The organism is Arcicella sp. (assembly GCF_964672035.1).
This window is the reverse complement of sequence record NZ_CBABQS010000001.1, coordinates 15,438-41,259: the sequence shown is the minus strand read 5'-3', so window position 1 is coordinate 41,259 and position 25,822 is coordinate 15,438. Positions and strand designations below refer to the sequence as shown.

The window sequence follows — 25,822 nt, the reverse complement described above, 5'->3', positions numbered from 1 at the left end:
TTGGATACACCCGTAAGTTAAAGATTTTATCATAAAATTTCTACTTTCCTATCATGACTGACCGTCATTCGAACCTTTTAGAAATACATAAAGCCAATGACAGAGAACCAGATAAAAATGCTTATTTTCGATTCACAATTCCACGACTATGCAACAAACCAAACCCATTCGCCTTCAATCTGCCGATGTTTATCGTGGATTTGTCATGTTATTGATGATGGCTGAAGTTTTACAATTTCATAAAATCTCCGAAGCGTTGCCCGAAAGTAGTTTTTGGCAATTTATGGCGTTTAATCAAGAACACGTGGAATGGATTGGTTGCTCACTTCACGATTTAATTCAGCCTTCTTTTTCATTTTTGGTGGGGGTGGTTTTGCCCTACTCTATTTCCAATCGCAAAAATAAAGGGGAAGCTTTTGGAAAATTAGTAGGTCATGCGGCTTGGCGGTCCTTGATTTTGATTTTGTTGGGAATATTCCTGCGTTCGCAAGGAAAAAATATGACCTATTTTACCTTTGAAGATACTCTTTCTCAGATTGGATTAGGCTACACTTTTCTATTCATTTTAGGCTTCCAATCATTCAGAATACAATTATTGGTATTCATTTTACTGGTCGTTGGCTATTGGGTTGCCTTCATTTTTTATCCCTTCCCTCCTACCAATTTTAATTACGAAGCCGTTGGAGTTGCCAAAGATTGGGGGCATCTCCAACATGGTTTTGCCGCTCATTGGAACAAAAACAGTAATCTCGCTTGGGGGTTTGATACGTGGTTTTTGAATTTTTTCCCCCGAGAAAACCCTTTCATTTTCAACCTTGGAGGGTATGCCACGCTGAGTTTTATTCCAACGCTTGCTACGATGATTTTAGGATTGTTGGCAGGAAATATTTTAATTTCTCAAAAATCTGATAATCGGAAACTTAGACTATTTTTGATCTGTGGAATTGCTGGATTATTGATGGGGTTATTCTTGAATTATACAGGAATTTGTCCTAACGTAAAACGCATTTGGACACCCACATGGGTCATTTTTAGTGGTGGTTGGTGCTTTTTATTGATGGCTCTTTTTTATTATGTAATTGATATGCAACAAAAGCAAGAATGGGGCTATTGGTTGATGATTATCGGAATGAATTCAATTGCAGCATACATTTTTGCCCATACCATTGATGGCTATATTTCAAAAGCCTTGCACACCCATTTGGGAGAAAATTATGATACTATTTTTGGCATTCCGTACCGAACCCTCGTACACGGAACATTAATTTTACTCTTTGAATGGTTAATTTTGAACTGGATGTATAAAAAGAAGATTTTTATCAGGATTTGACCTTAACTTCCACAATTTCAGCAATGGCTTCTCTGGCTTCTTCCACGACAGCTTCGGGCGTTTTATTGGCTCTTTCAATGGCGGGAAGTACCGTCCAAACAAGATTTTGAAAACTTACTAAAGGAAAATATCCCTTCGGATTCAACTTATTTACGTTTTCAATTGCCACGGGAACAATCAACGCATTAGGGGCTTTTTTCATTAAAATAGCAATTCCTCCTACTGAAAATGGTTTCATCGTACCCGTGCGTGAGCGAGTTCCTTCGGGAAAAATACAGGCTGAAAAGTTGGCTTGCTCTATCAATTTGCCCAATTTAGCAATTTCAACGACTGCTTGCTTTCCATCTTCACGGTCAATTAAAGCGGATCCACTTTTATTCAAATTATAAGAAATGGAAGGAATTCCTTTCGATAATTCTTGCTTAGAAACGAAGACGGGAAAGTTTTTTCGGAGATACCAAATCATCCCAATAATATCAAACATACTTTGATGATTTGCCACAAAAATGATGGGGCGGTCAGTGGGTAATTTAGTTTTTTCAACAAATTTCAAACCCGTTCCCAAAATTCTTACGCCATGTAGCAAAAAGAAATTCATGATATGCACTAATTTCTGATGCGTTCGCCGTCCAAAAAGCTCAAAAAAGATAATTTGCAAAGGGTGAAAAATCAATAATATCAGCAAGAAATACACCAAATAAAGCGTACTAAGGAAGTAATCAAGCATTTTTTTCATAAAATTTTTCAGATGCGGTTTAAAGCACTTTTGTGTTGGGATAACGAATCGGTACACAAATTTACAAAACTTTGTTACATCTTGATTTATAAGCAAAAAATGGATGCCAGATTTTTCTGACACCCATTTTTTAAATTACTCAATTAAGACATCATCCATGGCAATATTGGACTTTAAAATAATTACGGAAACTACATTACACCAAAATATTCTTAGCATATTCCACGCATTTTGCCACTTCTTTCACCGCATCCGAACCTTCAGGAACATCATATTCCAATTCGATGGTGGCAGGGAATTTATATTTTTTATTTTTCATCAATTGTAACAGTTCTCTAATCGGCGTATCTCCTTGTCCCCAAGCCAAATTTTGTTTGCCATCAGCGGTACGGTCTTTGATGTGCATACTTGTAATTCTATCGTGTTTAGCTTCAATCAATGCAAACAAAGTTTCCTTCGTATTTTTCCCTCCAACGGCAATGTAATGACCACAATCTAAGTTCATAGAATTGTACGGAGACTGTTCTAAAGCTACATCCCAAAGTGTATCATTTGCCTGTAAATGAGCGTGATAGCCAATATATACTTTATGTTTTGCACCTAAATCTCCTAATCTCTGCGTTTGTTTTGTATCCGTAGGGATTTCGATGGTTACCGAAGTTGCTCCTAAAGCCTTAGCCGCATTTAGTGCATATTCCACTTCTATATCCGAATTATTGGCTCCCAAAGCATTGGGTTTGAAGGCATAAATAGAAACGCCAGCATCGTTAAATTTCTTCCGAATTTCTTTGAATTTATCCATCGAAGCGGTTGCTCGCCATTCGGCTACTTTCTTATTGTAATCAGCCATTTGGGCTTTCTGCTCATCCGTAAGCTGAGGACGTTGCATAGGAGGTTGCCCTGCTTTTGGCGGAGGTCCCATTCTGAATGGATTTGGATTTTTTGGTTTTCCAGCAAACTCTTCGGCAGGGTCGCCCATCATTTCAATGGCACTAATATTGGCATCGATACAAAACTTCAATAATTGATCAATATCATGGGGCATACTTCTAAATGAGTAAGTAATTGCACCAATTTGAATACCCGCAAATTTTGAATTCGGTTTATTAAAACTCAAAACGCTTGAATTTTTAGCAAAAATCGAATCTCTGCTCAATATTAATCCGAGGGTCGTTATGGGAATTATGGACATAAAACCACGACGAGAAATTTCATTTTTCATATATATATTTTTGATTAGTTTACTTCACTACTTTTAAATTCAATACCAGAAAGCGACATTACGATTTGCGTTTCTTTTACTTTATCGTTTTTAAAGACTAAATACACATCATGTTGTCCAAGATTGGCGGGAATTGCTACTTTTAATTTAGTATTTCCCATGTTTCTACGGGCCGCTGGATCAGGAGCGGGTGCAGGTGCGGCAGGTTGCCCAGTGGTAGATGCAACAGGAGCAGGAGCCGTTGGCGGAGCAGCGGCGGCTGGCGGACCCATTCTGACTTCTTTGGGTTCAATTTTCTCACTCTGACCGATTAATTTTCCCGTTGGCGAGTCTAATCTTACCTCAACGATTCCGCCCGAAGCGCCCACTCGTGTTTGCGCTTGAGCCGTAACTTCCACTTCGCTAATTCCGTTCAAATCAATGTTAGCATATCCTAAATATGAATCATTCCCAATCATTGAAAAAGACCTCATAGGCGTAATCATCAATTGCGTTCCCTTTGATTTATCCGCTAATTCAGGATTTAAAATGGCATTTCTCAACACAATCAAGTCTTCGGTTGCCAACGATTTCATACCTTTTGTGCCTTTATCTTTGTAAGCCGCTCTCAAAATATATGACCCGTTTGGTTTTTGTCCTTCAGGAATTTTTGTGGCATAACTTCCTTGTGTAGGTAAAGATTTTGCCGTAACAGGTTCGTTAATATTCAGAATATATTGAACAATAATATTGGCTTCAGCTTGTGAAATTTGGGGATGAGCCGCCATCATGTGTTCGCCCCAAACGCCTCCACCGCCAGCAATAACCTTTTTTGAAAGATTTTCAACCGCTTTGGCATCGCCTTTATACTTATTGGCAACATCTTGATAACTTGGTCCAACGGATTTTTTATCAATAATATGACAAGATTTACAGTCATTTTTACCAAGCATTCTTTCGCCCATTGAAGCAAAAGCCGACGCATCAACGCCTCTGTGATTTTGGGAAGCTTCAATTTTATCATAACCAATTGGCATATAATCAATGCTCACTGCTACTTGTTCGGGTTTAATTTTTCCACTTGATAAATCGCCATCTTCTTTATCGGCAACATTTACTTCATATTCAATCGGTTTGTTCGGAAAGTAGAAAGTTTTATTACCTTTTTTGATATTAAAAGCCACCGATGGAGATTCATTACCCGCTTTTACTTCCAACATTTCGCTATTTTCTAAACCTTTGCTGTCTTTTACGGTCAAGGTAATTTCATAAATACCTGGTTTATCAAACGTTACGCTTGGGTTTTCAGTTTTGAAAACTCTTTTGCTCGCTTTGTTTTTTACTTCCCATAAATAGGTCAATTTATCACCGTCATAATCCATTGTACCTTTCGAAGAAAAATTGACTTTCAAAGGCACTGCTCCTGTTAAATTATCGGCTAAAGCCACCACTTTTGGCATCCGATTTCCTCCGTTATATTCCACTTTTACAAGTCGGGCATTGTCATTTCCTTTAAACCAAGCCGAACCATATTCCAGCACGTACAAATCACCATCGGGAGCAAAATCCATATCAATGGCGCTACCAAAATCAGTATTTGGCATAAAGCGTTCCATTGATTTATAGTTGCCATTTTCATCCATCGTAACTGCCATAATCCACCCTCTCATAAATTCAGTAATGAGCCATTTTCCTTCGTAATAACTTGGAAAAATACGCTTGCCAATCGGAAAATCTGATTTACGGAAAACGGGGCCGCCAGTAGCGCTTCTTCCCGAACTTCCCACCAAAGGAAATTCTTCAGAAATACCGTAAGGATACCAAATAAAGGCTTTTTGAGCGGGCGGCAATTGTTTCAAACCTGTATTGTTGGGCGAATCATTAATTGAATTCAACGGGTCAAATACTGAATTTGGGCGAACTTTTTTTGCTTCAAAATCCCAATCAGTATACGCTTTGTTATCCCCAATAAAATAAGGCCAACCGAAGTTTCCTGCCTTTTTTGCTTGGTTAAATTCATCGTAACCCCTTGGTCCTTGGTCGCCATCATTTGAGGCATCAGGGCCTACTTCACCCCAATATAAATATCCCGTTTTGCTATCTATGGTCGGGCGCCACGGATTGCGATGCCCCATGGTATAAATTTCTTTTTTTACTAAACCGTCCCCTTTATTAGGTAACGTTTCGTATAAATTTCCCTTCGGAATTGTGTATGACGCATCCGCTTGAGGTGTAATTCTCAAAATTTTACCCGTCAAACTGTTGGTATTACCCGCCCCTCTTTGGTCATCCCAATATTGCCAACCTTTACGTTCGTCTAAGTTTGCGTAACCGTCCGAACCACTGTTTGAAGTATTGTTTCCAATGGTCAAATATAGATTGCCCGATTTATCGAAAACCATTCCACCGCCTGTATGGCAACATTCTTCACGTTGCGTAGGTACTTCAAGCACTACTTTTTTAGAGTTTTCAACCAATTCTTCGCCCTTTAATTCCCAGCGAGCCAGTACGTGTTGTGTTTTTGCAGTATCTGCATAATACATATAAATCCAATGGTTTTTCTCGAAATTTGGGTCATGTACCAAGCCCATCAAGCCTTCTTCGGCTTCTCGCTTTTGTCCTTTGGCGTTAGTATATTTTGTATTGACGGGAATGGTTGCGAGGGTTTTGATAGCGCCCGTATTGGGATCATATTGTTTCAAAGCACCTTTACGTTCGATAAACAAAACTCGTCCGTCTTTCAACAAAGTCATTTCCAACGGTTCGTCCAATTTATCACCTAAAATAACCTTCGTAAAACGGTTTTCTTCGGGAGCATTTTGAGCTAAAAGATTGGAATTATTCTTTGTTAAAAAGAAGAGAAGACAGATTATGGATAAATAAAACTTAAAATGGTAAGTTTTGTAATTTGGCGAATTCACTTTCATAATTATACGTTTTTTTATGTTAAAAGTACGAAAAATACTAAAATATCCTTGTAAAAATAGTTTATATTCGACAGTCAGGGATTTTTTTTCGATTGTTAGGCATTTTTAAAGGATTCTTAGGTTTACAGTATTACCCGAAATTCTCTTCGTAAAATTTTGAGCTAAACTTAGTTTGACGAGGGGATACAAATACTTAGTGCGTGTCTGTCACCTTAAAGTGTTACCTTTGTGACAAATATTTACCAATAATTTTATGACATTTCAATCGCTTGGCTTATCAGAATCAATCTTAAAAGCTGTTACTGAACAGCAATATACGGAGCCATATCCCATCCAAATTCAAGCGATTCCTGCTATTTTGGAAGGTCAAAGTGTCTTGGGAATTGCACAAACAGGTTCTGGAAAAACTGCCAGTTTTGTCTTGCCAATCTTAGAGTTATTTCAACATAAAAAAACGACCAGAAACCTGCATTTAAAGGTTTTGATTCTCGTTCCAACTCGTGAATTGGCCGTTCAGATTGGGGAAGTTATTGCGGGATTTAGCAAATATTTAACCATTCCAGTCAAGCATAATGCGGTGTTTGGGGGCGTTACGCTCAACCAGCAAATGATGACCTTGAAAAATACCGAAATCTTGGTGGCTACGCCTGGGCGTTTATTGGAATTGGTGTCAACGCAATCGGTAAATCTGGCTAAAATTGAAGTATTAGTCTTGGACGAAGCCGACAAAATGTTGGATTTAAATTTTCAAGAAGAAGTCAACCAACTTTTTGCGTTGTTGCCCGCCAAACGTCAAAATATTCTATTTTCTGCCACTTTAGATACGGAAAGTAAACTCATTCAGGAAGTGCTTTTGTGTAATCCTGTCCGAATTGAAGTAGAAGCGGAGGCAAAAAATACGGATTTAATCAAGCAATCTGCCTACAGAGTTTCACCCGAAAAGAAAGGGCCTTTATTGCGTTATTTGATTAAAAATAAAGAAATGAAGCAGGTTTTAGTTTTCGTTTCTTCGGTCAGAACGGCCGATAATTTAACCGATAAATTACAGAAAAATGGCATTGAAGCGATGGCAATTCATAGTAAGAAAAGCCAAAGTGCCAGAACGGAAGCCTTAAATCGTTTCAAAAAAGGGAAAACCAACGTTTTGGTCGCCACTGATTTAGCTTCGAGAGGAATTGATATTCAGTTTTTGCCCTTTGTGGTAAATTACGAATTGCCCCGTTCGCCTAAAGATTACGTCCATCGTATCGGGCGTACAGGACGAGCAGAAGCATCGGGCGAAGCCATTTCATTAATCATTCCAGAAGAAGAACATCATTTTAAAATTATTCAGAAAAAGATGGGTAAACCAATACAAATGATTGACTCTGAAGGATTTTTGTTATCAGGAATGTAAGCAGTGTGGGATAGTGTAGAATTTATTGCTCACAAATCAAAATTAAATATATTTCTTACGACCGTATTATTTTTTGATAGCTGTCTTCAAATTGATATTTTGAACATACTAAAAAAATAATACCCATGAATATTAAACGAGTTTTCGGAACACTATTAACCTTATTAGTCATCGTAGCATTAGTATATGCGGGCATAATATTCATGGATAAATCAGGGGGAAAAACCGACATCAAAACGATACTTTTATGTAGTGTTTTGGGCTCTTTGTTTTTCTTTTCGGGCATTAGATTAGTTTCTGGCATTAGAGATGAAGCATAAACTATTACCTTTCTAAGCAACGTAAAGAGCTTTTTTCTGAATAAAAACTGGCTCTTGATGCGGTTGAATCACTAAAACATCAATTGGACCACCAACCGTTTTTTCTTTTTGTTGAAAACGCATGGTGTCAATCGTTGTTTTGACGGCATAAACTCCGAAATCAACCGCATCTTGCAAAGTCATAAAATTCCATGGAATAGCATTATCGGCCAATTCCGTCCATTCATCGCCTCGCTGCATTTTGACGGTCAAAAGTATGCGAGAAAGCACTTCAATTTCTCCGCCCCAATTTGCCCCATTAATAATACTTTCATTCTCAAAATTTGACCTTCTATAACTCTTTTCGGCAAGGGCGATGGAGTAAGTATGTGGTACTGAAATACTGTTTTCCATTTTATAACCTACTAAATAAAAATGGGTTACGGGGTAATTAAACTTTACTCCAAAGAACATAATTAATCGTCCTGGAATTTCGTCGATGGTGGTATTTTCATCAATATTTTCTTGGACGAATTGATTAATAAATCCACATATATTGACTTGATTGACATATACTTCCCCAAAAATACCAAGTCCAAATTTATTGGCTAATGAAAATATTTTTGTGTAAGAATCAGACGTTGTGATTGAATTATGTTGGTCGCCCGTTTGGGTTTTGTCCGTCCAATTTAAGGTAAGTCGGCTATCGCCAGCCAATACAATTCCTTCTGGAACGTAAACCGTGATGATTAATGACATGGTTGGGGGTTGTTAGTGGTTATGGAAATTGCGTATTTATTTTCCCTCAATCCACAATCGCTTGATAAACCAAATTCTCGAATTTATCATACAATTCTTTTTGGTGCGTACTTGGATAAATTTGGGTCATTAATACGGCTATCACTTGTTCTTTTGGGTCAATCCAGAAGACTGTGTTATAAAGTCCGCCCCATCCCAAACGCCCAATTGAACCCAATTTATGATAAGAACTCTGTTGCACCTCAACTGAAAATCCTAAGCCAAATTTTGTACCGGCGGTATTGATGGCAAGGTCGCCAATTTGATTATTGCTCATGGCTTCAATGCTTTTTCTACCCAAAATTCGAGTGCCATTTAGCGTGCCTCCATTCAAAATCATCTGCATAAATTTCATATAATCAGCGGCTGTTCCAGATAAACCACTACCCCCCGAAAAGTATGCTTTAGCCCCACGAGTAGGGAAATACAGATTTTTTGCTTGAGGAAAAGGCATCGCATTCAACAAGTTTCCGTTGATTTCGGTATAAACACTCACCACACGATTTTCTTCGCTTTCGGGTCTAAAAAAGTGCGTATCTTTCATGTCCAAAGGCTTCAAAATACGTTCTTCACAAAAATCTGAAAGGGTTTTTCCCGATATGATTTCTACCAAATATCCCGCCACGTCAATTCCTAAACCATACGTCCATTTTGTGCCAGGAGCGTGCAGTAGGGGCTGTTTTGCCAATATTTTCATTTTATCGCCAATGGTGGCACTTTCCATATTTGCTCCATCAGGAATTTTAGCTTTGCCATAAATTACGCCCGAAATTTTTGTATTCGTAAAACCATAACCAATACCAGAAGTATGCGAGAGTAACTGTCGAATGGTGATTTCGGAAGGTGAAGGTTCGGAAGTAAAAGTGGAATCTTTGGCGTTTACTTCTTTCAAAACCACTGGACTTTTGAACTCAGGAATGTATTTAGAAATGGGGTCTTCCAAAGTACATTTTCCTTCTTCCAACAAAATCATAATAGCAGTCGTTACGATGGGTTTAGTCATGGATGCTAACCTAAAAATATCATCCACTTTCATATCTTGTTTATTGATGCCACTCGTGCCAAGATGCGTTGAATAAACGATTTTTCCTTTACGAGCCACCATCGCAACCGCTCCAGGAATCCATTTTTTATCCAAATGGTCTTGCAAATGAGCATCAATACGTTTGAGCCGGTCGGTAGAAATTCCTACACTTTCGGGACTTGCAACAGTCAAATCATTGACCGTTTTTTGAGCGAATAAATTAAAACTTACAAAAAGTAAAAAGCCTACAATAAATCTATTTTTCATGTCTGAATGTTTAAGTTTTATTTTTTCTTGAAGGTAGGAATTTTTTGTGAGAAAATGGATTGGAATATTTTTGGAGGTTTTTTGGGATGTTGTTTGGGTAACAGTAGATAATGATAAGTATTATTTAATTGCTAATATTTTTGCCTTTTTCTGGTATTTACAAACAAAAAAAACATCCCGAAAATTTTAAACTTTCGGGATGTTAATAGTTTACCACTTCCGCTTATAAGTAGTATAATCCTTCCTCGGACCTTCCTTCTTTTTTGGATTTGGGTTTACGTCTCCTAATAATTGTTGGGCTAAATCTGGTCTTTTTAGTTTTGTCAAACGCTCTCTAATCCAGCTTTTGAATTCATTTTTATACCAAAAGAAATAATTATTTTGATTCTGTTTTTCTTCCTTGGTTTTTGCCGTATGTACGGGTTGTAAGGTGTATGGATGCACACCCGTGTAGTAGATCACCTCCGCAACCGTCATGGGTGTGGGCGTAAAATCCTGAACTTGCTCTAATCTGAACCCTAAATCTTTGGTTTCTGCCGCCAAATTTGCCATATCTTGCTCCTCACAACCAGGGTGCGAACTGATAAAATACGGAATCAAAGGTTGGTTCAATCCGTGCTTTTCTTGAATTTTATCGTACTTCTCCTTGAATTTTCTAAAATACTTAAATCCCGGTTTACGCATGATTTTCAACGTAGCATCGGAAGTATGTTCGGGGGCAACTTTCAATCTTCCCGATACGTGACGGGTAACCAATTGCTCCATGTATTCATCGTGATTCCCGTCTTGGTTATTCTTGTTGAAATCGTCCACCAAAAGGTCATATCTAACGCCAGAACCCACAAATGCCTTTTTTATTTCTGGTAAAGCATCTACTTTTCGGTAAATATTGGTCAAAGGCTTATGCGAAGTATCCAAATTTGAACATATCACCGGATTAATACAACTCGGTGCTTGACATCTTGCACAGATAGATTCGTCCTTGCCTTTCATGCGGTACATATTGGCAGAAGGACCACCCAAATCGGAAATATATCCCTTAAATTCAGGGTGTTCCGTGATTTGTTTGACCTCCTTCATGATTGATTCTTCGGAGCGAGAAGCCACAAATTTGCCTTGGTGAGCCGAAATCGTGCAGAAGCTACAACCGCCAAAACAGCCTCGGTGCATATTGACCGAAAACTTAATCATTTCGTAGGCAGGAATCGGTCCACGATTTTTGTATTTTGGGTGGGGCATTCGAGTATAAGGCAAATCAAATGATTTATCCATTTCCTCTTCGTCCATCGTTTTGAAGGGCGGATTGATAACTAATGTTTTATCACCCACTTTTTGCAAAATCCTGTTAGCTTGCCACTTATTCGATTCCACCTCCACAATCTTGAAATTTGCCGCATATTTCATTTTATCGTTTAGACAAACATCGTGACTCGACAACTCAACGGTTTCCCAAGTTTCATGGGCTGAAACGGGTTTTTCATCCAAATAAGCAATCTGATTTACGTTTCTAACTTCATTCAAAGGCACGCCACTTTTTACCAATCTCAAAATGTCTCGCAAGGGTTGTTCGCCCATGCCATACACGAGCATATCCGCCCCCGAATCTTCCAAAATGGTAGGCATTAATTGGTCTTTCCAATAGTCGTAATGAGTCACACGGCGTAATGAAGCCTCAATTCCACCTAAGAGGACGGGAACATCGGGATAAATTTCTTTCAGAATTTTGGTATAAACCGTTGAGGCATAATCGGGTCTGAAACCTGCTTCACCGCCTGGCGTATAACTATCGTTTGAACGCAATCTTTTATTGGCGGTATAATGATTCACCATCGAATCCATACAACCAGCCGTTACGCCAAAAAAGTATTTGGGTTTACCCATTTTCTTGAAATCACGAAGGTCGTCACGCCAGTTGGGTTGTGGAATAATTCCGACCCTAAAGCCCTCACTTTCAATGATTCGCCCAATTACCGCCGTACCAAAAGAAGGGTGATCCACGTAGGCATCTCCCGAAATCAGTATGACATCTAATTGTTCCCAGCCCCGCTGTTCAACTTCTTTCTTGGTAATTGGTAACCAACTCGTAATTGGTCTTTCTCTAACTGTAATCATATTTTTGTAGCTTATAGCCGTTGGCGATTAGCTTTGGGCTTTAGATAAGCAATTTTATTAGTACAAAATTAACAGATGTAAAGGGTTGATTTTTACTATCTTGAAAATATATGTAGGAGAATAACGCTTTGCAACGATGGTTTGTTCAGTTTGTAAAATGTACTAACTTATGTCTTTCATTATTTACCGTTAATCTGAAAACGTCTGGTCTTGAATAATGCCCTGATGGGTCAAAATTCTGCCTTTCCTTTCTTACTTCATTCAAATCAATGGTGGTAGTTACCACAATTTCTTGCTCAATAATTGGCTCAATAATCCAAGTACCATCTGGTGCAGCTAAACAAGAACCACCATTACTAAGAAATTCTGAAGCATTTTGCTTAATTAATTCATGATGAGGGATGTCATTGCCAACATCAGTTTTTCGCATCAAACCAGAGACGGATATTACATACATACGGTTTTCGAGGGCAATATGGCGGGTTAAATCAATGGTATTTCGGACGTTGCCAGGCCAAACCGCTACATGAAGGTTTTCACCTTGTGCGTACAAAGTAGTGCGGGCAAGAGGCATCCAATTCTCCCAACAATTCAATCCTCCAACGGTGAAACCTTCTAAGGAATGTACTTTCAAGCCATTCCCATCGCCAATGCTCCAAGCCAATCTTTCTTCGTAAGTAGGCATCAGTTTTCGATGTATGGATTGGATGATACCTTCAGAATCAATATAAACTAAACTGCAATAAATACTGTGTCCACCACGGTCAGATGCCCTTTCGGCACAGCCCAAATAAACGGCAATTTTCAAGTGTTTTGCCAAAGCACAGATACTCATTAAATCCCCCTGTTCAACACAAACTGCTTCCTTTAAATAATGAGCAAATATTTCTTTTTGTGTCGTGTCATTGAATCTTGACGCTTCGGTCGAATCTAACCAGAAAGGGTATCCTGGCAATAAAGTTTCTCCGAAACACACTAAATTAGCTTTTTGAAAAGAGGCTTCTTGAATGGCAGATTTGACTTTCTCAATAGTTTGTTTTTTGTTCAGCCAAACAGGAGCTATTTGAGCAAGGGCAACGTTTAAGGTCTCTTTCATTTGGGCGTTTTTTGTGATTTCTTGTTTTACTTTAAAGCATTAAATATACCTAATTCATCATCGAAATTAACATAAATTTAGCATAGATTTTAATCAATTGGAAATAGATACAATCTTTAAATCTATGTTGATAAACTTTCTTCAACTCATGATAAGTACTTAACTTAATGTCAAAAAAAATATGTAAATTTTGAAATTATTAACTCAAAATAAACTCAACAACTATGAAAAATCTTTGCATTTTATTAATTTTTATTTCTTTTACCATTCAAGCAAAACCCGTCCGTGTGGGTATTGCAGGAATGACTCATGCTCACGTAGGGCAAGTTTTTGATTGCATCGGCAAACAGGAAGACGTTGAAATCGTGGGTTTTGCCGAACCTAATAAAGTGTTAGCCATGCGATTATTGAAAGAACATAAGCTACCCGAATCGCTTTGGTTTGCTACCTTGGATGAACTCATCGCCAAGACAAAACCAGAAGCAGTTTGTGCTTTCAATTCAATTTTTGAACATTTGGAAGTGGTGAAAACTTGCGCTCCAAAAGGCATTCATGTGATGGTTGAAAAACCATTAGCCGTCAATAATGACCATTTGAATCAAATGAAAGCTTTGGTAAAAAAGCATAATATCCAATTATTAACCAATTTTGAAACCACTTGGTATTCCTCGCACGCAAAGGCTTGGGAGCTGGTGAAAACTGAGAAAAGTTTAGGTACCATTCGGAAAGTAGTGATTATGGACGGACACCGTGGACCGATTGAAATTGGCTGTAAACCAGAATTTACGGATTGGCTAACCGACCCGATTCAAAATGGTGGAGGTGCTTTGGTTGATTTTGGGTGTTACGGTGCCGACATTATGACTTGGCTCATGGACGGACAAAAACCAATTTCTGTTACCGCCGTTACCCAACAATTGAAACCGGAAATCTATCCAAAAGTGGACGATGAAGCCAGTATTATTCTGACCTATCCAACGTGCCAAGCCATCATTCAAGCTTCTTGGAATTGGCCTTTTGATAGAAAAGACACCGAAATATACGGAACGAAAGGCATTCTGATTGCCAATAAAGAAAATAAAATGAAACACGTCATTGGCGATAGATTTGGCAAAGAAACAATGATTGATTTAGCACCTCTACCTCACGAAAGAGCCAATGTTTTTGCTTATTTAGCAGCGGTGGTTACGGGTAAAATAAATCCCGAAAAAGACCTTTCTTCTTTGCCAGTGAATGAAATTGTGGTAGAAATTTTGTCGGCAGCCAAAGAATCTGCCAAAAGTGGAAAGACGATTTATTTGAAGTGAAACATTTAGAGAACGCAGGCTGGGTTCCAAACCCAGCCTGCGTTAAGTTAGCAAATTAATGGCAGTTTTAAGAAAAATAATTTTGCGTCTTTGCTTCTTTGCAGTAATAATAAAACAAAATCCCCTAATTTTACACCCCAAAATCATCAACAAAATTCATGCAAAAATTCCTTCCTTTATTCCCGCTAAACTTAGTTGCTTTCCCCTTGGAAGACCTCAATCTTCACATTTTTGAACAACGTTATCGAGATTTGATTAATGAGTGTTTGGACGAAGGGAAAACCTTCGGCGTTCCTGTTTTTTTGGACGGGAAAATGCCCGGTTTTGGAACGGAAGTAAAAATCATAAAACTCTCCAAAAAATACGATGACGGACGGATGGATATTCGTACCCAAGGTATAAGAGCATTCAGAATCTTAGATTTTCAGAATCCTGTGGAGATGAAATTATATGCGGGTGGTCTGGTAGAATTATTACCCGAACCAGAAATTAGTCCGTCTGTAATGATTGGATTGACCCAAAGAGTAGCCACCCTTTATGAATATTTAGGCGAAGAAAACACCTTCGACCCCGATAAACCACAGCCTTATTCTTACCAAATTGCCCATAAAATTGGTTTATCGCAAGAACAAGAATATAGTTTACTAAAAATGCCAACGGAAGCCGAACGGCAAGGTTTTTTGATTCAACATTTAGAAAGAATTATTCCCATTTTGCAAGAAGTAGAAAAGACCAAAGAACGCATAAAGTTGAACGGACATTTTAAAAATCTTGACCCTTTAAGTTTTTAGAAAATACAAAAATGAAGGAAATTAGAGCCATTATTGATACTTACAATTCAATTAATAAACAAAAAACAAGGGCAGCTTTGGCAACGGTTGTACGAGTAGAAGGCTCGTCGTATCGACGCACTGGCGCAAGGATGTTGGTGATGGATGACGGTCTCTGGGTGGGCGGTATCAGTGGCGGTTGTTTGGAAGGTGATGCTTTGAAAAGAGCCAGATTTGCCATTGCCCGTTCAGAATCTACCTTAATTACTTACGATACAACCGAAGATGATGAGCACCAAATCGGGGTAGGATTGGGTTGTAATGGCATTATTGATGTACTTTTCACGCCATTAGATTACGAAAACAACAAAAATCCTGTCGAAATGCTAAAGTCTTGCATGAAATCGAGGCGAAAAACACACGTCTTGGTCACAATTACGGGCTTGAAAAATATTCGTTTTGATAACCTAAAATCAGGCGATGTAATTGAATACGATGGACTGGAAAGTTTGCATAATATTCAAGATGAAAAATTGAAATTGAGCGTAAACCAAGCCATTGAAAATCAGATAATTATTGGGAAATCTGCTCCCATAAAATTAGCCGTTGAACAGGCAGGGAAAATGGAGATTTTTATTGAAATTTTACCTCCCGAAATTCACTTGGTTTTGATGGGAAACCAATACGACGTTTACCCACTTACGAGATTGGTGAAAGAAATGGGCTGGCGAGTGACTATCGTGGCAAATCCCTTGAAAGTAAACAGTAAAATCTCAAGCATTGCCGATGAGATTGTCCTTCCCGAAAATTTTACGGATATCCTTTTTGACAGTCATACAGCCATCGTATTGATGTCGCACGATTATAAAACGGATAAATACAATCTGCCCAAAGCCTTAAAAACTGACTCGCCTTTCATTGGAATGTTGGGACCTAAAGTTCGTTCGGAGAAAATTTTTATAGAATTAGCCAACGAAGGACTTCCAATTTCGGAAAATAATTTCGAGCGAATTCATGCGCCCGTTGGTTTGGATATTGGAGCGGTTTCGCCCGAAGAAATTGCCCTTTCACTTATCGCTGAAGTGAGAGCCTCCTTTTCAAAACGTGAAGGCAATTTTTTAAGACTTCGTCAAAGTACAATTCACGAGAGAGATAATAGTATTTCTCTACCTTAATTTTAATTATCAATTTTCAACTTCCCGAAAGTTTAACCCACAATGGAATTGTTTCGGGAAGTTCTAATTCTGATAAATCATGTTATTCTCTCTATAAATCTGTTAAATCCCTATTCCACTGTGACCTATTAAGGTATTTTAAAAAGTTTTTAGCCGTATCGTACGTTTGTTTATTTATCCAAGTCTGTGGTGAAGTCATCGAATCAATCCCAATGATTGGCATCGGGCGTTTTCCAAGGTTCTTGAAGATTTACCGTTTGGGAGAGTTTCGTTATTTTTTTGATAGCTCCATCCAAACTTAATAACGACGGAATTGGCAAGAGTGGAATTAATCCTTTGTAGTTTTTAATCTTTCCATTGATCATCAATATACTTTTTCCTTCATCGTAAGTTGGGAAATTTTACAAGCCAAATTCACGAATTAATTCATAGATTTTATCCTGCGTAAGGCCCACCCCAAGTGCCACCCATATCTAAATAAAATCCGTCAAATTGTTGTGGATGCACTCTTCCTCCGATTCTTTCACGAGCTTCAAGTAGCTTTACAGTTTTGCCTGCTTTTAACTAATTGATGAATAGGCGTTAATCCTGCATATCCGCCATCGACAATAATCTAATCAAAATCTTTTGCCATCTTTTAGCAATATTTAATGAAATAGTTTAAATTTATACTGAAAATAGTTGAAACTAATTCAGGATCAAAATGGCATTAAGTATCATCTAAGTATTGATAAATTTGTGTAGCTTTGTCTATAAACTAAATAGAATAGCCAAACGTACAATTAATTTTTGGATAATATTTTTCTAAAAAATATCAACACTGAATTATGATTTCTAAAAAAGCAAAATATGCCCTAAAAGCCCTAAAAGTATTGGCTCGTGGGTATGAAAAAGGTCCATTATTAATTTCAAATATTGCTGAAACCGAAAACATTCCTAAGAAATTCTTGGAAGCAATACTGCTCGAATTACGTAATCACGGAATTCTGCAAAGTCAAAAAGGAAAGGGTGGGGGATATTATTTAAGAATTCCACCCGAACAAGTAACATTTGCTAAGATTATTCGCATTGTAGATGGGCCAATTGCCCCAACCTTGTGCGTTTCACTCCACTTTTACGGAAAGTGTGATGATTGTGCCAATGAAGAAACTTGTTCACTTCGTAATGTAATGGAACAATGGAGAGATGCCAATTTGGTAGTATTAGAACAAAAAACATTAATGGATTTAATTTAAAAATTTCGGTAAAGGCTCCACTCCAACACAAGCCTTGCTTGAACAATCCTCCAGAAATTATGAAATAGTTAAATAATTAGTGTAGTCAGTTATTTAACTATTTCATTTACTTAACTTTGATAAAATCTAAACAAAATACAACATTTCCCTTTTATTTTACAATAATTAATTATTCATCTTTCTTGCGATGAAGTTTTAAACATTTACGAACCAATATAATAATAAGCTTTAATTAACCATTAATTAGTATTTATTAGCATATCATTCTTTTAAAACAATCAACCCTTTATCTCCATTCTCCAATGAAAAATTTTTACTCAATTCCTATCAGGAATAGTTTCTTCTTACTCTTTTTCCTGATTTGTTCGGCAACTGCCTTCTCACAAAAAAAAGTCTCTGGCAAAATTACTGATGGAGACAACAGTTCATCACTTCCTGGAGCAACTGTGCAAGTAAAAGGCACAAACCGAGGTGTAACTGCCAATTCTGATGGTGCTTATTCGATAGAAGTACCTGCCAATGCAACGCTCATTTTCTCATCACTTGGTTATACTGCCAAAGAAGTTGCCGTCGGCAACCAATCAACTATCAATATTTCTTTAGCCCAAGATACCAAAGCACTTTCTGAAATTGTGGTAACTGGTTATGGCTCTCAACGCAAGAAAGACATTACGGGTGCCGTTACGGTGGTTAGTGCCAAAGAACTTACGGCTTTGCCTGCTGCCAGTGTAACGCAAATGTTACAAGGCCGTGCGGCAGGGGTAACAGTTGGAAATGACAATTCTCCTGGCGGTGGAACGATGGTTCGTATTCGTGGATTTGGGTCAATCAACAACAATAGCCCACTTTACGTGATTGATGGAGTACCTACACAAGGAACGCTTAATCAAATAAATCCCAATGATATTGAGTCGATGCAAGTGCTGAAAGATGCTTCTGCAGCTTCAATTTATGGCGCAAGGGCCGCTAATGGTGTTGTGATTATTACCACCAAAAGAGGTGGATCGGGTGAGGCAAAAATCACTTTTGATGCCTATACAGGTACACAACAAGTGGGCAAAACCTTAGATTTATTAAATACCAGAGAATTAGGTCAGTTTTATTATGAATCTGAAATTGGTGCTGGTAAAACGCCTGGTACTTCGCCATCGGCACAATACAGGTTCTCACCAACGGGCGAGCAAACTGTTGCTGATTACATTTATCCAAACGTTTATGGGGCGCTTCCTTCAAATTATACTTATACAAATGACATTACTGACCCTAAGTTGGGTGTAACGGCTTTTAACATTACGAAGGCTAATAAAGAAGGTACAGACTGGCAACACGAAATTTTTGGACCCGCCAAAATTTCAAATTTCCAATTAGGAGCAACAGGAGGTACAAAAACAGGAAAATATGCCATTTCTGGAAGTTATTTCAATCAAGAAGGCATCTTGAAATATACCAGCTACAAGCGCTATTCCGTAAGAGCTAATACCGAATTCACAAGAGGGAGATTGACTTTTGGGGAAAACTTCACAGTATCTTACGATGAAAGAGTAGGTGTTCCTGCCGGAAATAATAATGAGAGTAATCCAATTATGTTTGCCATCAGAATCCAACCCATTATCCCCGTTTTTGATATTACCGGTGGCCCTACGGGTTTAGGTGGCGTCAATACTTCTAACTTAAATGGTTTTGCAGGAAGTCGAGGTTCTAACCTTGGAAATGCTCCAAATCCATTGGCGAGGCAGTGGCGTGAGAAAGACAATGTAACTTATGCAACACATATCTTCGGAAATGTCTTTACAGAATTGGCACTTATTCCTGATTTGAAATTCAGAACCAGTCTTGGAATAGAATATAATAACTACAATCTTTCGGCGTATTTTAACCGTGATATCGAAGCGGCAGAGCCTCGTAATGCCAATAGTTTAACAGTTTCTAACAGTTATGACAAGGCAATCACTTGGTACAATACTTTAAATTACAGCAAAAAATTGGGCGATCATAGCTTCAATTTCTTGCTTGGTACAGAGTCGGTTTATACTTACGCCTTCGGTTTTAATGCTGCCCGAAGCAACTATGCTTTTGATGATTTATCGTATCGTTACTTGAATCTTGGCGCAGCAGCGGGTTTGGCAAATGCAGGAGCAGGCCCAACAATTAGTGCTTTATTTTCGCAATTTGGCAAAGTCAATTATTCTTATAAAGACTTTTTATTGGCTGATTTCACCCTTAGACGTGACCGCTCGTCACGAGTAAATGGTATTGGAATATTCCCGGCTTTTTCACTCGGTTTCAGAATGACAGAATTGGACTTCATGAAAAAACTAACTTTCATGGATGATATGAAAATTAGACTTGGTTGGGGTAAAACTGGAAACCAGTTGATTCCTAATGTTTATAATGGCTATACACTCTACTCGCCAGATCCGCTCAATAATGCGTATGACATCAACGGGACCGGAAATTCAATTGCCAATGGTTTTGACTTAACGCAATTTGGAAATCCAAATGGGAAATGGGAAACCAATACCTCAACAAATATTGGTCTTGATATGACGATGTTAAAAAGCAAATTAGAGGTTATTTTGGACGTTTACGACCGTACTACTTCGGATATGCTTACACAAGTACCCATTCCAAAGACGGCAGGAACAGGTTCAATTCCTTACGTGAATATTGGAGAAGTAAATAACAAAGGACTTGATTTGAATGTTACTTTCAGAGATAAAATTGGCGATTTCAGATATACCTTAAGCGGAATGTTTAGTACCTATAAAAATAGAGTTATTAAACTTAATGATGACCCAAATGCTACTGTTTTTGGCTTTTCAACTCGTCTGCCAGCGATTTCAGTTACCAAGGCGGGTTTACCAATTGCCAGTTTCTACGGTTATATTGTTGATGGTGTAATCAAAGATGATGCAGAAGCAGCTGCCGCTCCTAAATTTGGCACATACACACGTGCAGGAACTTTCAAATTCAGAGATGTTAATGGTGATGGTGTAATCACAGCCGCCGATAAAACCATTATTGGTAATCCTCACCCTGATTTTACGTACGGTTTTAACCTTAATTTTGGGTATAAAGCTTTTGATTTAACGGTATTTATTCAAGGTTCGCAAGGAAATCAGATTTTCAATTATTTGAAATACTGGACAGATTTCAATACTTTCCAAGGCAATCGTTCAAAAGATATGTTATATAATTCTTGGAAAAAACCTGGTGATGATGCGTTGTTGCCACGTTTGAATTCACAAGATGGAACAAGTCAGCAAATCTCATCTTATTTTGTGGAAGATGGTTCTTATACTCGTATCAAAAATATCCAATTGACCTATAACTTTCCGGCTTCGATTTTATCAAAAATCAAGTTAAGCTCGGCTCAAATTTATATTCAAGGACAAAACCTTTTCACTTTCACCAAGTATAAAGGCTTAGATCCAGACATCAATTTGAGATCATCAGGAACCGACAATCAGGATATTCACATGGGTATTGACGAAGGAGCTTTTCCGGTAGCAAAATCATATAACGTAGGTCTTAGATTAGGTTTTTAAATAGGGGTTCGCTTGGAGGTGAGGTATTTGTTTACTTAACCCATTGCTTATCAATATTTTAAAATACATTAAATCATTTTTTATAATTTTGAATAAAATGAAAAAAATACTAATTATAGCATTAGTCGGAATTACGTTTTCTTGTTCAGATTCGTTTTTCGACATACAGCCACAGGGTGCTGCATCCTTGGTTTCATTAAGTAATAAAAATGGCGTAAATGCACTCCTAATCGGTGCGTACTCATTAATGGATGGTGTGGGCGCTGGTAACACAGGTCGCCAATCAACCATCTCAAACTATGTTTTTGGTGGAATTACCAGTGGTGATGCCGTGAAAGGAACCGACATCGGTGACCAACCCGAACAAGAATATATTGAGCAATATAACTGGCTTTCGGACAATACTTATTTCTTAGGCAAATGGCAACATTCTTACGATGGCGTATCTCGTTGTAACGAAGCAATTTTACTATCTCAAAATCCAGATGTAAAAGACATGACCGATGCTGAAAAAAACCAAGTGGTAGCAGAAGCAAGATTTTTGAGAGGACATTACCATTTTGAAGCCAAGAAAATGTGGAATATGGTGCCTTATATTGACGAAAAAATATATGTTGCTGCCGACCCAAATTCAACAAAAATCCCGAATGATAAAGATATCTGGGCGAATATTGAGGCCGATTTCACCTTTGCCGCAGCTAATCTTCCTGCCGTACAATCACAAAAAGGAAGAGCATCGCAATGGGCAGCCAAAACGTATTTAGCTAAAGCATTAATTTTCCAAAAGAAATATGCTGCTGCTAAAACTCTGTTAGAAGATGTTTTGAAAAATTCGGGTAAAAAATTAGTTGCTAATTATCACGAAAATTATAGAAATATTACCAATAATAACTCAGAATCAATTTTTGAAGTAGAATTTTCGGTTAACGATGGTACCAATGGAAATAATGGGAATGCAGGGGATAATCTAAATTGGCCTTATTCAGCCAATGCCCCAGGAAGAGGCTGTTGCGGATTTTATTTACCTTCTCAGAACTTGGTGAATGCTTTTAAAACGGATGCTGACGGTTTACCAATGATTGGCACTTCGCCCGATGGAACAGCAGATACTTACAACCAAGTGGATGTATCAAACGATCAAGGTTTGAAATCTAACCAAGCTTTTACACTCTTGAAAACGGCTCCCGTTGACCCAAGATTAGACTGGACTGTTGGACGTAGAGGGGTAAACTTTTTGGATTGGGGCCCAATGCCTGGATATGATTGGATACGTAATCAAAATTATTCAGGACCTTACGTGGGTAAAAAATGGATGTATTATTTAGCCGATGAAGGAAGTTCAACTCATTCAACTTCGAGAAGAAACGTAAACAATAATTACCGATTGTTGAAATTATCATCCGTAATTTTATGGTTGGCTGAATGTGAAGCTGAGTTAGGCAATTTACAAGCTGCTGAAGGTTACGTGAATCAAATTCGTACTCGTGCCAAAAATGGTTCGGTTCAAGATGCCTCGATTGCTTACGTGGTCAATCCGTATCCAACAGGCACATTTACTGCCAAAGGTACCGACTTTGCACGTAACGCTATTCGCATGGAAAACCGTTTAGAATTTGCCATGGAAGGACATCGTTTCTTCGACTTGGTACGTTGGGGAATTGCTGAAAAGTATTTGAATAAATATATCAAAGAAGAATCAGTGGACGGTAAAGATGCCACCGGCAGAACTTATAATAAACGTGGTTATTTAGTTGGAAAAACCTTTAATGCTAAAAACAACTATTTCCCATTGCCAAATGATGAAATCTTGAATAGCCAGAAAGGTGGACAAGCTACTTTGAAGCAAAATCCAGGATATTGATTTTTTGATTTTTTTAAAGCCTCTCAAATTAAATTTGAGAGGCTTTTTTTTGCTATATTTTCTAAATTGGATATTTACGTGATTCTCAAAATACTATCACTTTCTTTTAATTCGTTTAAATACCGAATTCTTTAAGTCTAATATCTAAAAAATACTTGACTTAATTCACTAAAAATCAGACGATTAATAAAATATTCAAACCAAAATCAATGTTTTTTCTCTCATCCAAAGCAACCTTTCACCAAAAATCGTGTATATATTATTAAATTCCCTTAATTATACCCTCAATTAGAATGAATACTGAAAATCAAGCAGAAAAAATTAATCGTCTCGAATTCCTTAAAAAAATGGGGCTTACAGGCGCAAGTCTTATGGCCGTGTATTGTGGGATAACAATGTCGTCTTGTAAAAACGAAGATGCTACTGCAGCACTCACAGGAGGAGTTGCCACCTACGATATGAACACTTCAACTTTCGCTAAGTTATTAACAAAAGGTGGGTATCACGTTGATTCGGCCAACAATATTGTTATTGCCAACACCAGCGATAACGGATACATAGCCGTAACATTAATCTGCACGCACGAACAACAAAGACAGGTTTATTACTCAAGCAATAAATTTGCGTGTTCTGCACACGGAGCAACTTTTGACAACAAAGGAAATGCGACCTCAGTAGCTTCCAGAGCACTAACAACTTATAAAGTAACCCAGACAAGTAATATTTTAACAGTGGCAATTTAATTATTTATAAAGCGAAGAAACCATCCTAATTATCATTATTGAAGATGCTTTTTAATATAAATAGTCTAATTCAAATAAATTAAAATTATGAAAAAACTTATCATAATAATTTTATGCACATGCACAATCCAAGCATTTTCACAAGATGATTTAATGAAAATGTTGGATAGTGAAACTAAAAACCAAACGGAATACACTTCAGCCACCTTCAAGGCCACCAAATTGATAAATGGGCAAACCATTGAAACAGTAGGTAAAAACCAATTAAATTTCTGGATTTCCCACCGCTTTGGCGCTATAAATACTGGATTTATCGAAAATTTTTTCGGATTGGATGAAGCCCGCATTAGACTTGGTTTGGAATATGGAATTACGAATCAACTTACTGTTGGATTAGGAAGAAGTTCACAGGAAAAAATGTATGATTTTTATGCGAAATATAAACTCCTTCGTCAGTCAAACATCATTCCAGTAACCATGACTTTATACGGAAGCAATGCCATTAGTACGGTGGCCACAGGTTCTACTTTAGAGTCTGGTACAATCATGAAATATAAAAATAACTTAGAGCGAATGACCTACACAGTACAGGTATTATTAGCAAGGAAATTTAGCGATAGAATCTCCCTTCAATTAATGCCTACTTTTATTCATTTCAATAAAGCTGAAACCACCGATACACCCAACGAAATGATTGCATTGGGCGTAGGCGGTAGGGTAAAATTGACAAAAAGATTAAGTATCACTGGCGAATATTATTATGCAGATTTTAACCGCCCTGCTTCAAGTGCCTACAATAATTCCTTAGCGATTGGCTTTGATATTGAAACAGGCGGCCACGTTTTCCAATTACATTTTACCAATTCAAGAGGCATGATTGAACGCCAATTCATCGCTCAAACGACCAAATCGTGGAGTGATGGAGGTATATTTTACGGATTTAACATTGCCAGAGGTTTTAGTTTAGATAAAAAAGCAAAACATTTGAACAAGTAAAATTAAGTATGCAGTAAATAAATCGTATCAATTGATAAAAAACATTAAGAAACTTCTTAATTTAAAAATTAATAAAATCATGAAAATTACCATTAAACTTTTGATAGTCAGTTTGTTAATATCAAGTAAATCATTCGGACAACTTTATGCGACTCAGTCTGGCGAAACAAATTTCTTTTCAGAAACTCCCGTGGAAAACATTTCTGGAACTAACAAAACAGTAGGAGCAATTTTAAATACGGCTACCAATGAAATTGCTGTTAGCATGAAAATGACTGCTTTTGATTTTCCCAACAAGTTAATGCAAGAACACTTCAACGAAAACTATATGGAGTCAGAAAAATTCCCAACGGGTATTTTCAAAGGAAAAATTGTAGAAGTAATAGATTATGCTAAAAACGGAACGTATGATGTAACTGCTAAGGGACAATTGACGCTTCATGGCGTAACACAAGCCCGTGATTTTAAAGGGAAATTAACGATAGATAATCAAAAAATTAATTTAGTTTGCGGTTTTGATGTAAAATTAACTGATCACAAAATTGAGGTTCCAAAATTAGTTTTTGCTAAAATTGCAGAAGTAATTTCGGTAAAATCTAACTATGCTTTCACGCCTTATACGAGAAAGTAAAATAATAAATACCATACCCGAAGCTAAATAGTAAAGCCATGATTTCAACGAATCATGGCTTTTTGTTTAAATTCTAAAACTAATTTGTGCTCAATTATAAAATCGTGTATTTTTATAACTACCTTTTGATAAAAAGGTATCCTTATTTTTATTTAATAAAATCTTAAATTTGTTCTATTATTTTTTTTAGGAAAATGTTTTTTAAAAGAAATTAATGTTGCTATTCAAAGATTTTTTTTTATTTTTACGTTATAATAAAACAAAGACCAAACCACTTCGGCAAGACATTTGTTTGTAAGTAATTGAATGTGAAATCAATACCACAATCTTTTCAACTAACAACGGTTTTGACCGCTATCGAAATCAATAT

General features: G+C 37.4%; 21 protein-coding genes. 12 read left to right on the top strand and 9 right to left on the bottom strand.

Going from position 1 to position 25,822, the window contains the following annotated elements; genetic code table 11:
* The first annotated feature begins 148 nt into the window (after window positions 1-148).
* Window positions 149-1,330 (top strand): acyltransferase family protein, encoded by a 1,182-nt coding sequence (locus AC1W31_RS00165; protein ID WP_481732360.1) that lies wholly within the window; start codon window positions 149-151, stop codon window positions 1,328-1,330.
* Here the strand turns inward: AC1W31_RS00165 and AC1W31_RS00160 are convergent.
* The 3 genes from AC1W31_RS00160 to AC1W31_RS00150 all read right to left on the bottom strand — a co-directional run bounded on the left by AC1W31_RS00160 (window position 1,320) and on the right by AC1W31_RS00150 (window position 6,194).
* Window positions 1,320-2,066: a lysophospholipid acyltransferase family protein gene (locus AC1W31_RS00160; RefSeq protein WP_481732359.1), complete on the bottom strand. Its 747-nt coding sequence runs from the start codon at window positions 2,064-2,066 to the stop codon at window positions 1,320-1,322. The two genes, AC1W31_RS00165 and AC1W31_RS00160, sit on opposite strands and share 11 nt — an antisense overlap.
* 196 nt (window positions 2,067-2,262) lie before the next feature.
* Window positions 2,263-3,288 carry a sugar phosphate isomerase/epimerase family protein gene (locus AC1W31_RS00155; protein WP_481732358.1) on the bottom strand — a complete coding sequence of 342 codons (1,026 nt, stop codon included), beginning with the start codon at window positions 3,286-3,288 and terminating at the stop codon, window positions 2,263-2,265.
* 14 nt (window positions 3,289-3,302) lie between these two features.
* On the bottom strand, window positions 3,303-6,194 hold the full coding sequence (locus tag AC1W31_RS00150; protein WP_481732357.1) for a PQQ-dependent sugar dehydrogenase: 2,892 nt from the start codon (window positions 6,192-6,194) through the stop codon (window positions 3,303-3,305).
* Window positions 6,195-6,447: 253 nt separating this feature from the next.
* Here AC1W31_RS00150 and AC1W31_RS00145 point away from each other — a divergent pair, with 253 nt between their 5' ends.
* Both AC1W31_RS00145 and AC1W31_RS00140 read left to right on the top strand, forming a co-directional pair.
* Complete coding sequence (locus AC1W31_RS00145; RefSeq protein ID WP_481732356.1) at window positions 6,448-7,590, top strand: DEAD/DEAH box helicase; 1,143 nt, start codon at window positions 6,448-6,450, stop codon at window positions 7,588-7,590.
* 125 nt (window positions 7,591-7,715) lie between these two features.
* Window positions 7,716-7,910, top strand: a complete 195-nt coding sequence (locus AC1W31_RS00140; protein WP_481732355.1) for a hypothetical protein — start codon at window positions 7,716-7,718, stop codon at window positions 7,908-7,910.
* A 12-nt stretch (window positions 7,911-7,922) separates the two neighbouring features.
* Here AC1W31_RS00140 and AC1W31_RS00135 read toward each other — a convergent pair whose 3' ends face one another.
* The 4 genes from AC1W31_RS00135 to AC1W31_RS00120 all read right to left on the bottom strand — a co-directional run bounded on the left by AC1W31_RS00135 (window position 7,923) and on the right by AC1W31_RS00120 (window position 13,186).
* Window positions 7,923-8,648 carry a hypothetical protein gene (locus AC1W31_RS00135; protein ID WP_481732354.1) on the bottom strand — a complete coding sequence of 242 codons (726 nt, stop codon included), beginning with the start codon at window positions 8,646-8,648 and terminating at the stop codon, window positions 7,923-7,925.
* A gap of 46 nt (window positions 8,649-8,694) precedes the next feature.
* Window positions 8,695-9,978 (bottom strand): serine hydrolase domain-containing protein, encoded by a 1,284-nt coding sequence (locus AC1W31_RS00130; protein WP_481732353.1) that lies wholly within the window; start codon window positions 9,976-9,978, stop codon window positions 8,695-8,697.
* A gap of 210 nt (window positions 9,979-10,188) precedes the next feature.
* Window positions 10,189-12,090 (bottom strand): YgiQ family radical SAM protein, encoded by a 1,902-nt coding sequence (locus tag AC1W31_RS00125; RefSeq protein WP_481732352.1) that lies wholly within the window; start codon window positions 12,088-12,090, stop codon window positions 10,189-10,191.
* A gap of 145 nt (window positions 12,091-12,235) precedes the next feature.
* Entirely contained in the window at window positions 12,236-13,186 is a 951-nt protein-coding gene (locus AC1W31_RS00120; RefSeq protein WP_481732351.1) for a carbon-nitrogen hydrolase family protein, read from the bottom strand.
* A 224-nt stretch (window positions 13,187-13,410) separates the two neighbouring features.
* Here AC1W31_RS00120 and AC1W31_RS00115 point away from each other — a divergent pair, with 224 nt between their 5' ends.
* The 3 genes from AC1W31_RS00115 to AC1W31_RS00105 all read left to right on the top strand — a co-directional run bounded on the left by AC1W31_RS00115 (window position 13,411) and on the right by AC1W31_RS00105 (window position 16,438).
* Entirely contained in the window at window positions 13,411-14,493 is a 1,083-nt protein-coding gene (locus AC1W31_RS00115) for a Gfo/Idh/MocA family protein (RefSeq protein WP_481732350.1), read from the top strand.
* Between the two features lie 158 nt (window positions 14,494-14,651).
* Window positions 14,652-15,284, top strand: coding sequence for an LON peptidase substrate-binding domain-containing protein (locus AC1W31_RS00110; protein ID WP_481732349.1), 633 nt, complete (start codon window positions 14,652-14,654; stop codon window positions 15,282-15,284).
* 11 nt (window positions 15,285-15,295) lie between these two features.
* Window positions 15,296-16,438, top strand: a complete 1,143-nt coding sequence (locus AC1W31_RS00105; RefSeq protein ID WP_481732348.1) for an XdhC family protein — start codon at window positions 15,296-15,298, stop codon at window positions 16,436-16,438.
* A 203-nt stretch (window positions 16,439-16,641) separates the two neighbouring features.
* Here AC1W31_RS00105 and AC1W31_RS00100 read toward each other — a convergent pair whose 3' ends face one another.
* Window positions 16,642-16,803, bottom strand: coding sequence for a hypothetical protein (locus AC1W31_RS00100; RefSeq protein WP_481732347.1), 162 nt, complete (start codon window positions 16,801-16,803; stop codon window positions 16,642-16,644).
* A gap of 70 nt (window positions 16,804-16,873) precedes the next feature.
* Complete coding sequence (locus AC1W31_RS00095; protein ID WP_481732461.1) at window positions 16,874-16,957, bottom strand: hypothetical protein; 84 nt, start codon at window positions 16,955-16,957, stop codon at window positions 16,874-16,876.
* A 308-nt stretch (window positions 16,958-17,265) separates the two neighbouring features.
* Between AC1W31_RS00095 and AC1W31_RS00090 the strand changes: the two genes are divergently transcribed.
* The 6 genes from AC1W31_RS00090 to AC1W31_RS00065 all read left to right on the top strand — a co-directional run bounded on the left by AC1W31_RS00090 (window position 17,266) and on the right by AC1W31_RS00065 (window position 25,452).
* Complete coding sequence (locus AC1W31_RS00090; RefSeq protein ID WP_481732346.1) at window positions 17,266-17,673, top strand: RrF2 family transcriptional regulator; 408 nt, start codon at window positions 17,266-17,268, stop codon at window positions 17,671-17,673.
* Between the two features lie 302 nt (window positions 17,674-17,975).
* Window positions 17,976-21,221 (top strand): SusC/RagA family TonB-linked outer membrane protein, encoded by a 3,246-nt coding sequence (locus tag AC1W31_RS00085; protein ID WP_481732345.1) that lies wholly within the window; start codon window positions 17,976-17,978, stop codon window positions 21,219-21,221.
* Between the two features lie 97 nt (window positions 21,222-21,318).
* Window positions 21,319-23,082 carry a RagB/SusD family nutrient uptake outer membrane protein gene (locus tag AC1W31_RS00080; RefSeq protein ID WP_481732344.1) on the top strand — a complete coding sequence of 588 codons (1,764 nt, stop codon included), beginning with the start codon at window positions 21,319-21,321 and terminating at the stop codon, window positions 23,080-23,082.
* Between the two features lie 293 nt (window positions 23,083-23,375).
* On the top strand, window positions 23,376-23,825 hold the full coding sequence (locus AC1W31_RS00075) for a Rieske 2Fe-2S domain-containing protein (RefSeq protein WP_481732343.1): 450 nt from the start codon (window positions 23,376-23,378) through the stop codon (window positions 23,823-23,825).
* Window positions 23,826-23,912: 87 nt separating this feature from the next.
* Complete coding sequence (locus AC1W31_RS00070; protein WP_481732342.1) at window positions 23,913-24,821, top strand: DUF5777 family beta-barrel protein; 909 nt, start codon at window positions 23,913-23,915, stop codon at window positions 24,819-24,821.
* 79 nt (window positions 24,822-24,900) lie between these two features.
* A complete protein-coding gene (locus AC1W31_RS00065; protein ID WP_481732341.1) occupies window positions 24,901-25,452 on the top strand; it encodes a YceI family protein in 552 nt (183 codons plus the stop codon).
* The last annotated feature ends 370 nt before the right edge of the window (window positions 25,453-25,822 follow it).

Excerpts from the sequence above, each read along its gene's own strand:
- AC1W31_RS00165 (WP_481732360.1), top strand. The coding sequence starts at position 149 with ATGCAACAAACCAAACCCATTCGCCTTCAATCTGCCGATGTTTATCGT.
- AC1W31_RS00160 (WP_481732359.1), bottom strand. The coding sequence starts at position 2,066 with ATGAAAAAAATGCTTGATTACTTCCTTAGTACGCTTTATTTGGTGTAT.
- AC1W31_RS00155 (WP_481732358.1), bottom strand. The coding sequence starts at position 3,288 with ATGAAAAATGAAATTTCTCGTCGTGGTTTTATGTCCATAATTCCCATA.
- AC1W31_RS00150 (WP_481732357.1), bottom strand. The coding sequence starts at position 6,194 with ATGAAAGTGAATTCGCCAAATTACAAAACTTACCATTTTAAGTTTTAT.
- AC1W31_RS00145 (WP_481732356.1), top strand. The coding sequence starts at position 6,448 with ATGACATTTCAATCGCTTGGCTTATCAGAATCAATCTTAAAAGCTGTT.
- AC1W31_RS00140 (WP_481732355.1), top strand. The coding sequence starts at position 7,716 with ATGAATATTAAACGAGTTTTCGGAACACTATTAACCTTATTAGTCATC.
- AC1W31_RS00135 (WP_481732354.1), bottom strand. The coding sequence starts at position 8,648 with ATGTCATTAATCATCACGGTTTACGTTCCAGAAGGAATTGTATTGGCT.
- AC1W31_RS00130 (WP_481732353.1), bottom strand. The coding sequence starts at position 9,978 with ATGAAAAATAGATTTATTGTAGGCTTTTTACTTTTTGTAAGTTTTAAT.
- AC1W31_RS00125 (WP_481732352.1), bottom strand. The coding sequence starts at position 12,090 with ATGATTACAGTTAGAGAAAGACCAATTACGAGTTGGTTACCAATTACC.
- AC1W31_RS00120 (WP_481732351.1), bottom strand. The coding sequence starts at position 13,186 with ATGAAAGAGACCTTAAACGTTGCCCTTGCTCAAATAGCTCCTGTTTGG.
- AC1W31_RS00115 (WP_481732350.1), top strand. The coding sequence starts at position 13,411 with ATGAAAAATCTTTGCATTTTATTAATTTTTATTTCTTTTACCATTCAA.
- AC1W31_RS00110 (WP_481732349.1), top strand. The coding sequence starts at position 14,652 with ATGCAAAAATTCCTTCCTTTATTCCCGCTAAACTTAGTTGCTTTCCCC.
- AC1W31_RS00105 (WP_481732348.1), top strand. The coding sequence starts at position 15,296 with ATGAAGGAAATTAGAGCCATTATTGATACTTACAATTCAATTAATAAA.
- AC1W31_RS00100 (WP_481732347.1), bottom strand. The coding sequence starts at position 16,803 with ATGATCAATGGAAAGATTAAAAACTACAAAGGATTAATTCCACTCTTG.
- AC1W31_RS00090 (WP_481732346.1), top strand. The coding sequence starts at position 17,266 with ATGATTTCTAAAAAAGCAAAATATGCCCTAAAAGCCCTAAAAGTATTG.
- AC1W31_RS00085 (WP_481732345.1), top strand. The coding sequence starts at position 17,976 with ATGAAAAATTTTTACTCAATTCCTATCAGGAATAGTTTCTTCTTACTC.
- AC1W31_RS00080 (WP_481732344.1), top strand. The coding sequence starts at position 21,319 with ATGAAAAAAATACTAATTATAGCATTAGTCGGAATTACGTTTTCTTGT.
- AC1W31_RS00075 (WP_481732343.1), top strand. The coding sequence starts at position 23,376 with ATGAATACTGAAAATCAAGCAGAAAAAATTAATCGTCTCGAATTCCTT.
- AC1W31_RS00070 (WP_481732342.1), top strand. The coding sequence starts at position 23,913 with ATGAAAAAACTTATCATAATAATTTTATGCACATGCACAATCCAAGCA.
- AC1W31_RS00065 (WP_481732341.1), top strand. The coding sequence starts at position 24,901 with ATGAAAATTACCATTAAACTTTTGATAGTCAGTTTGTTAATATCAAGT.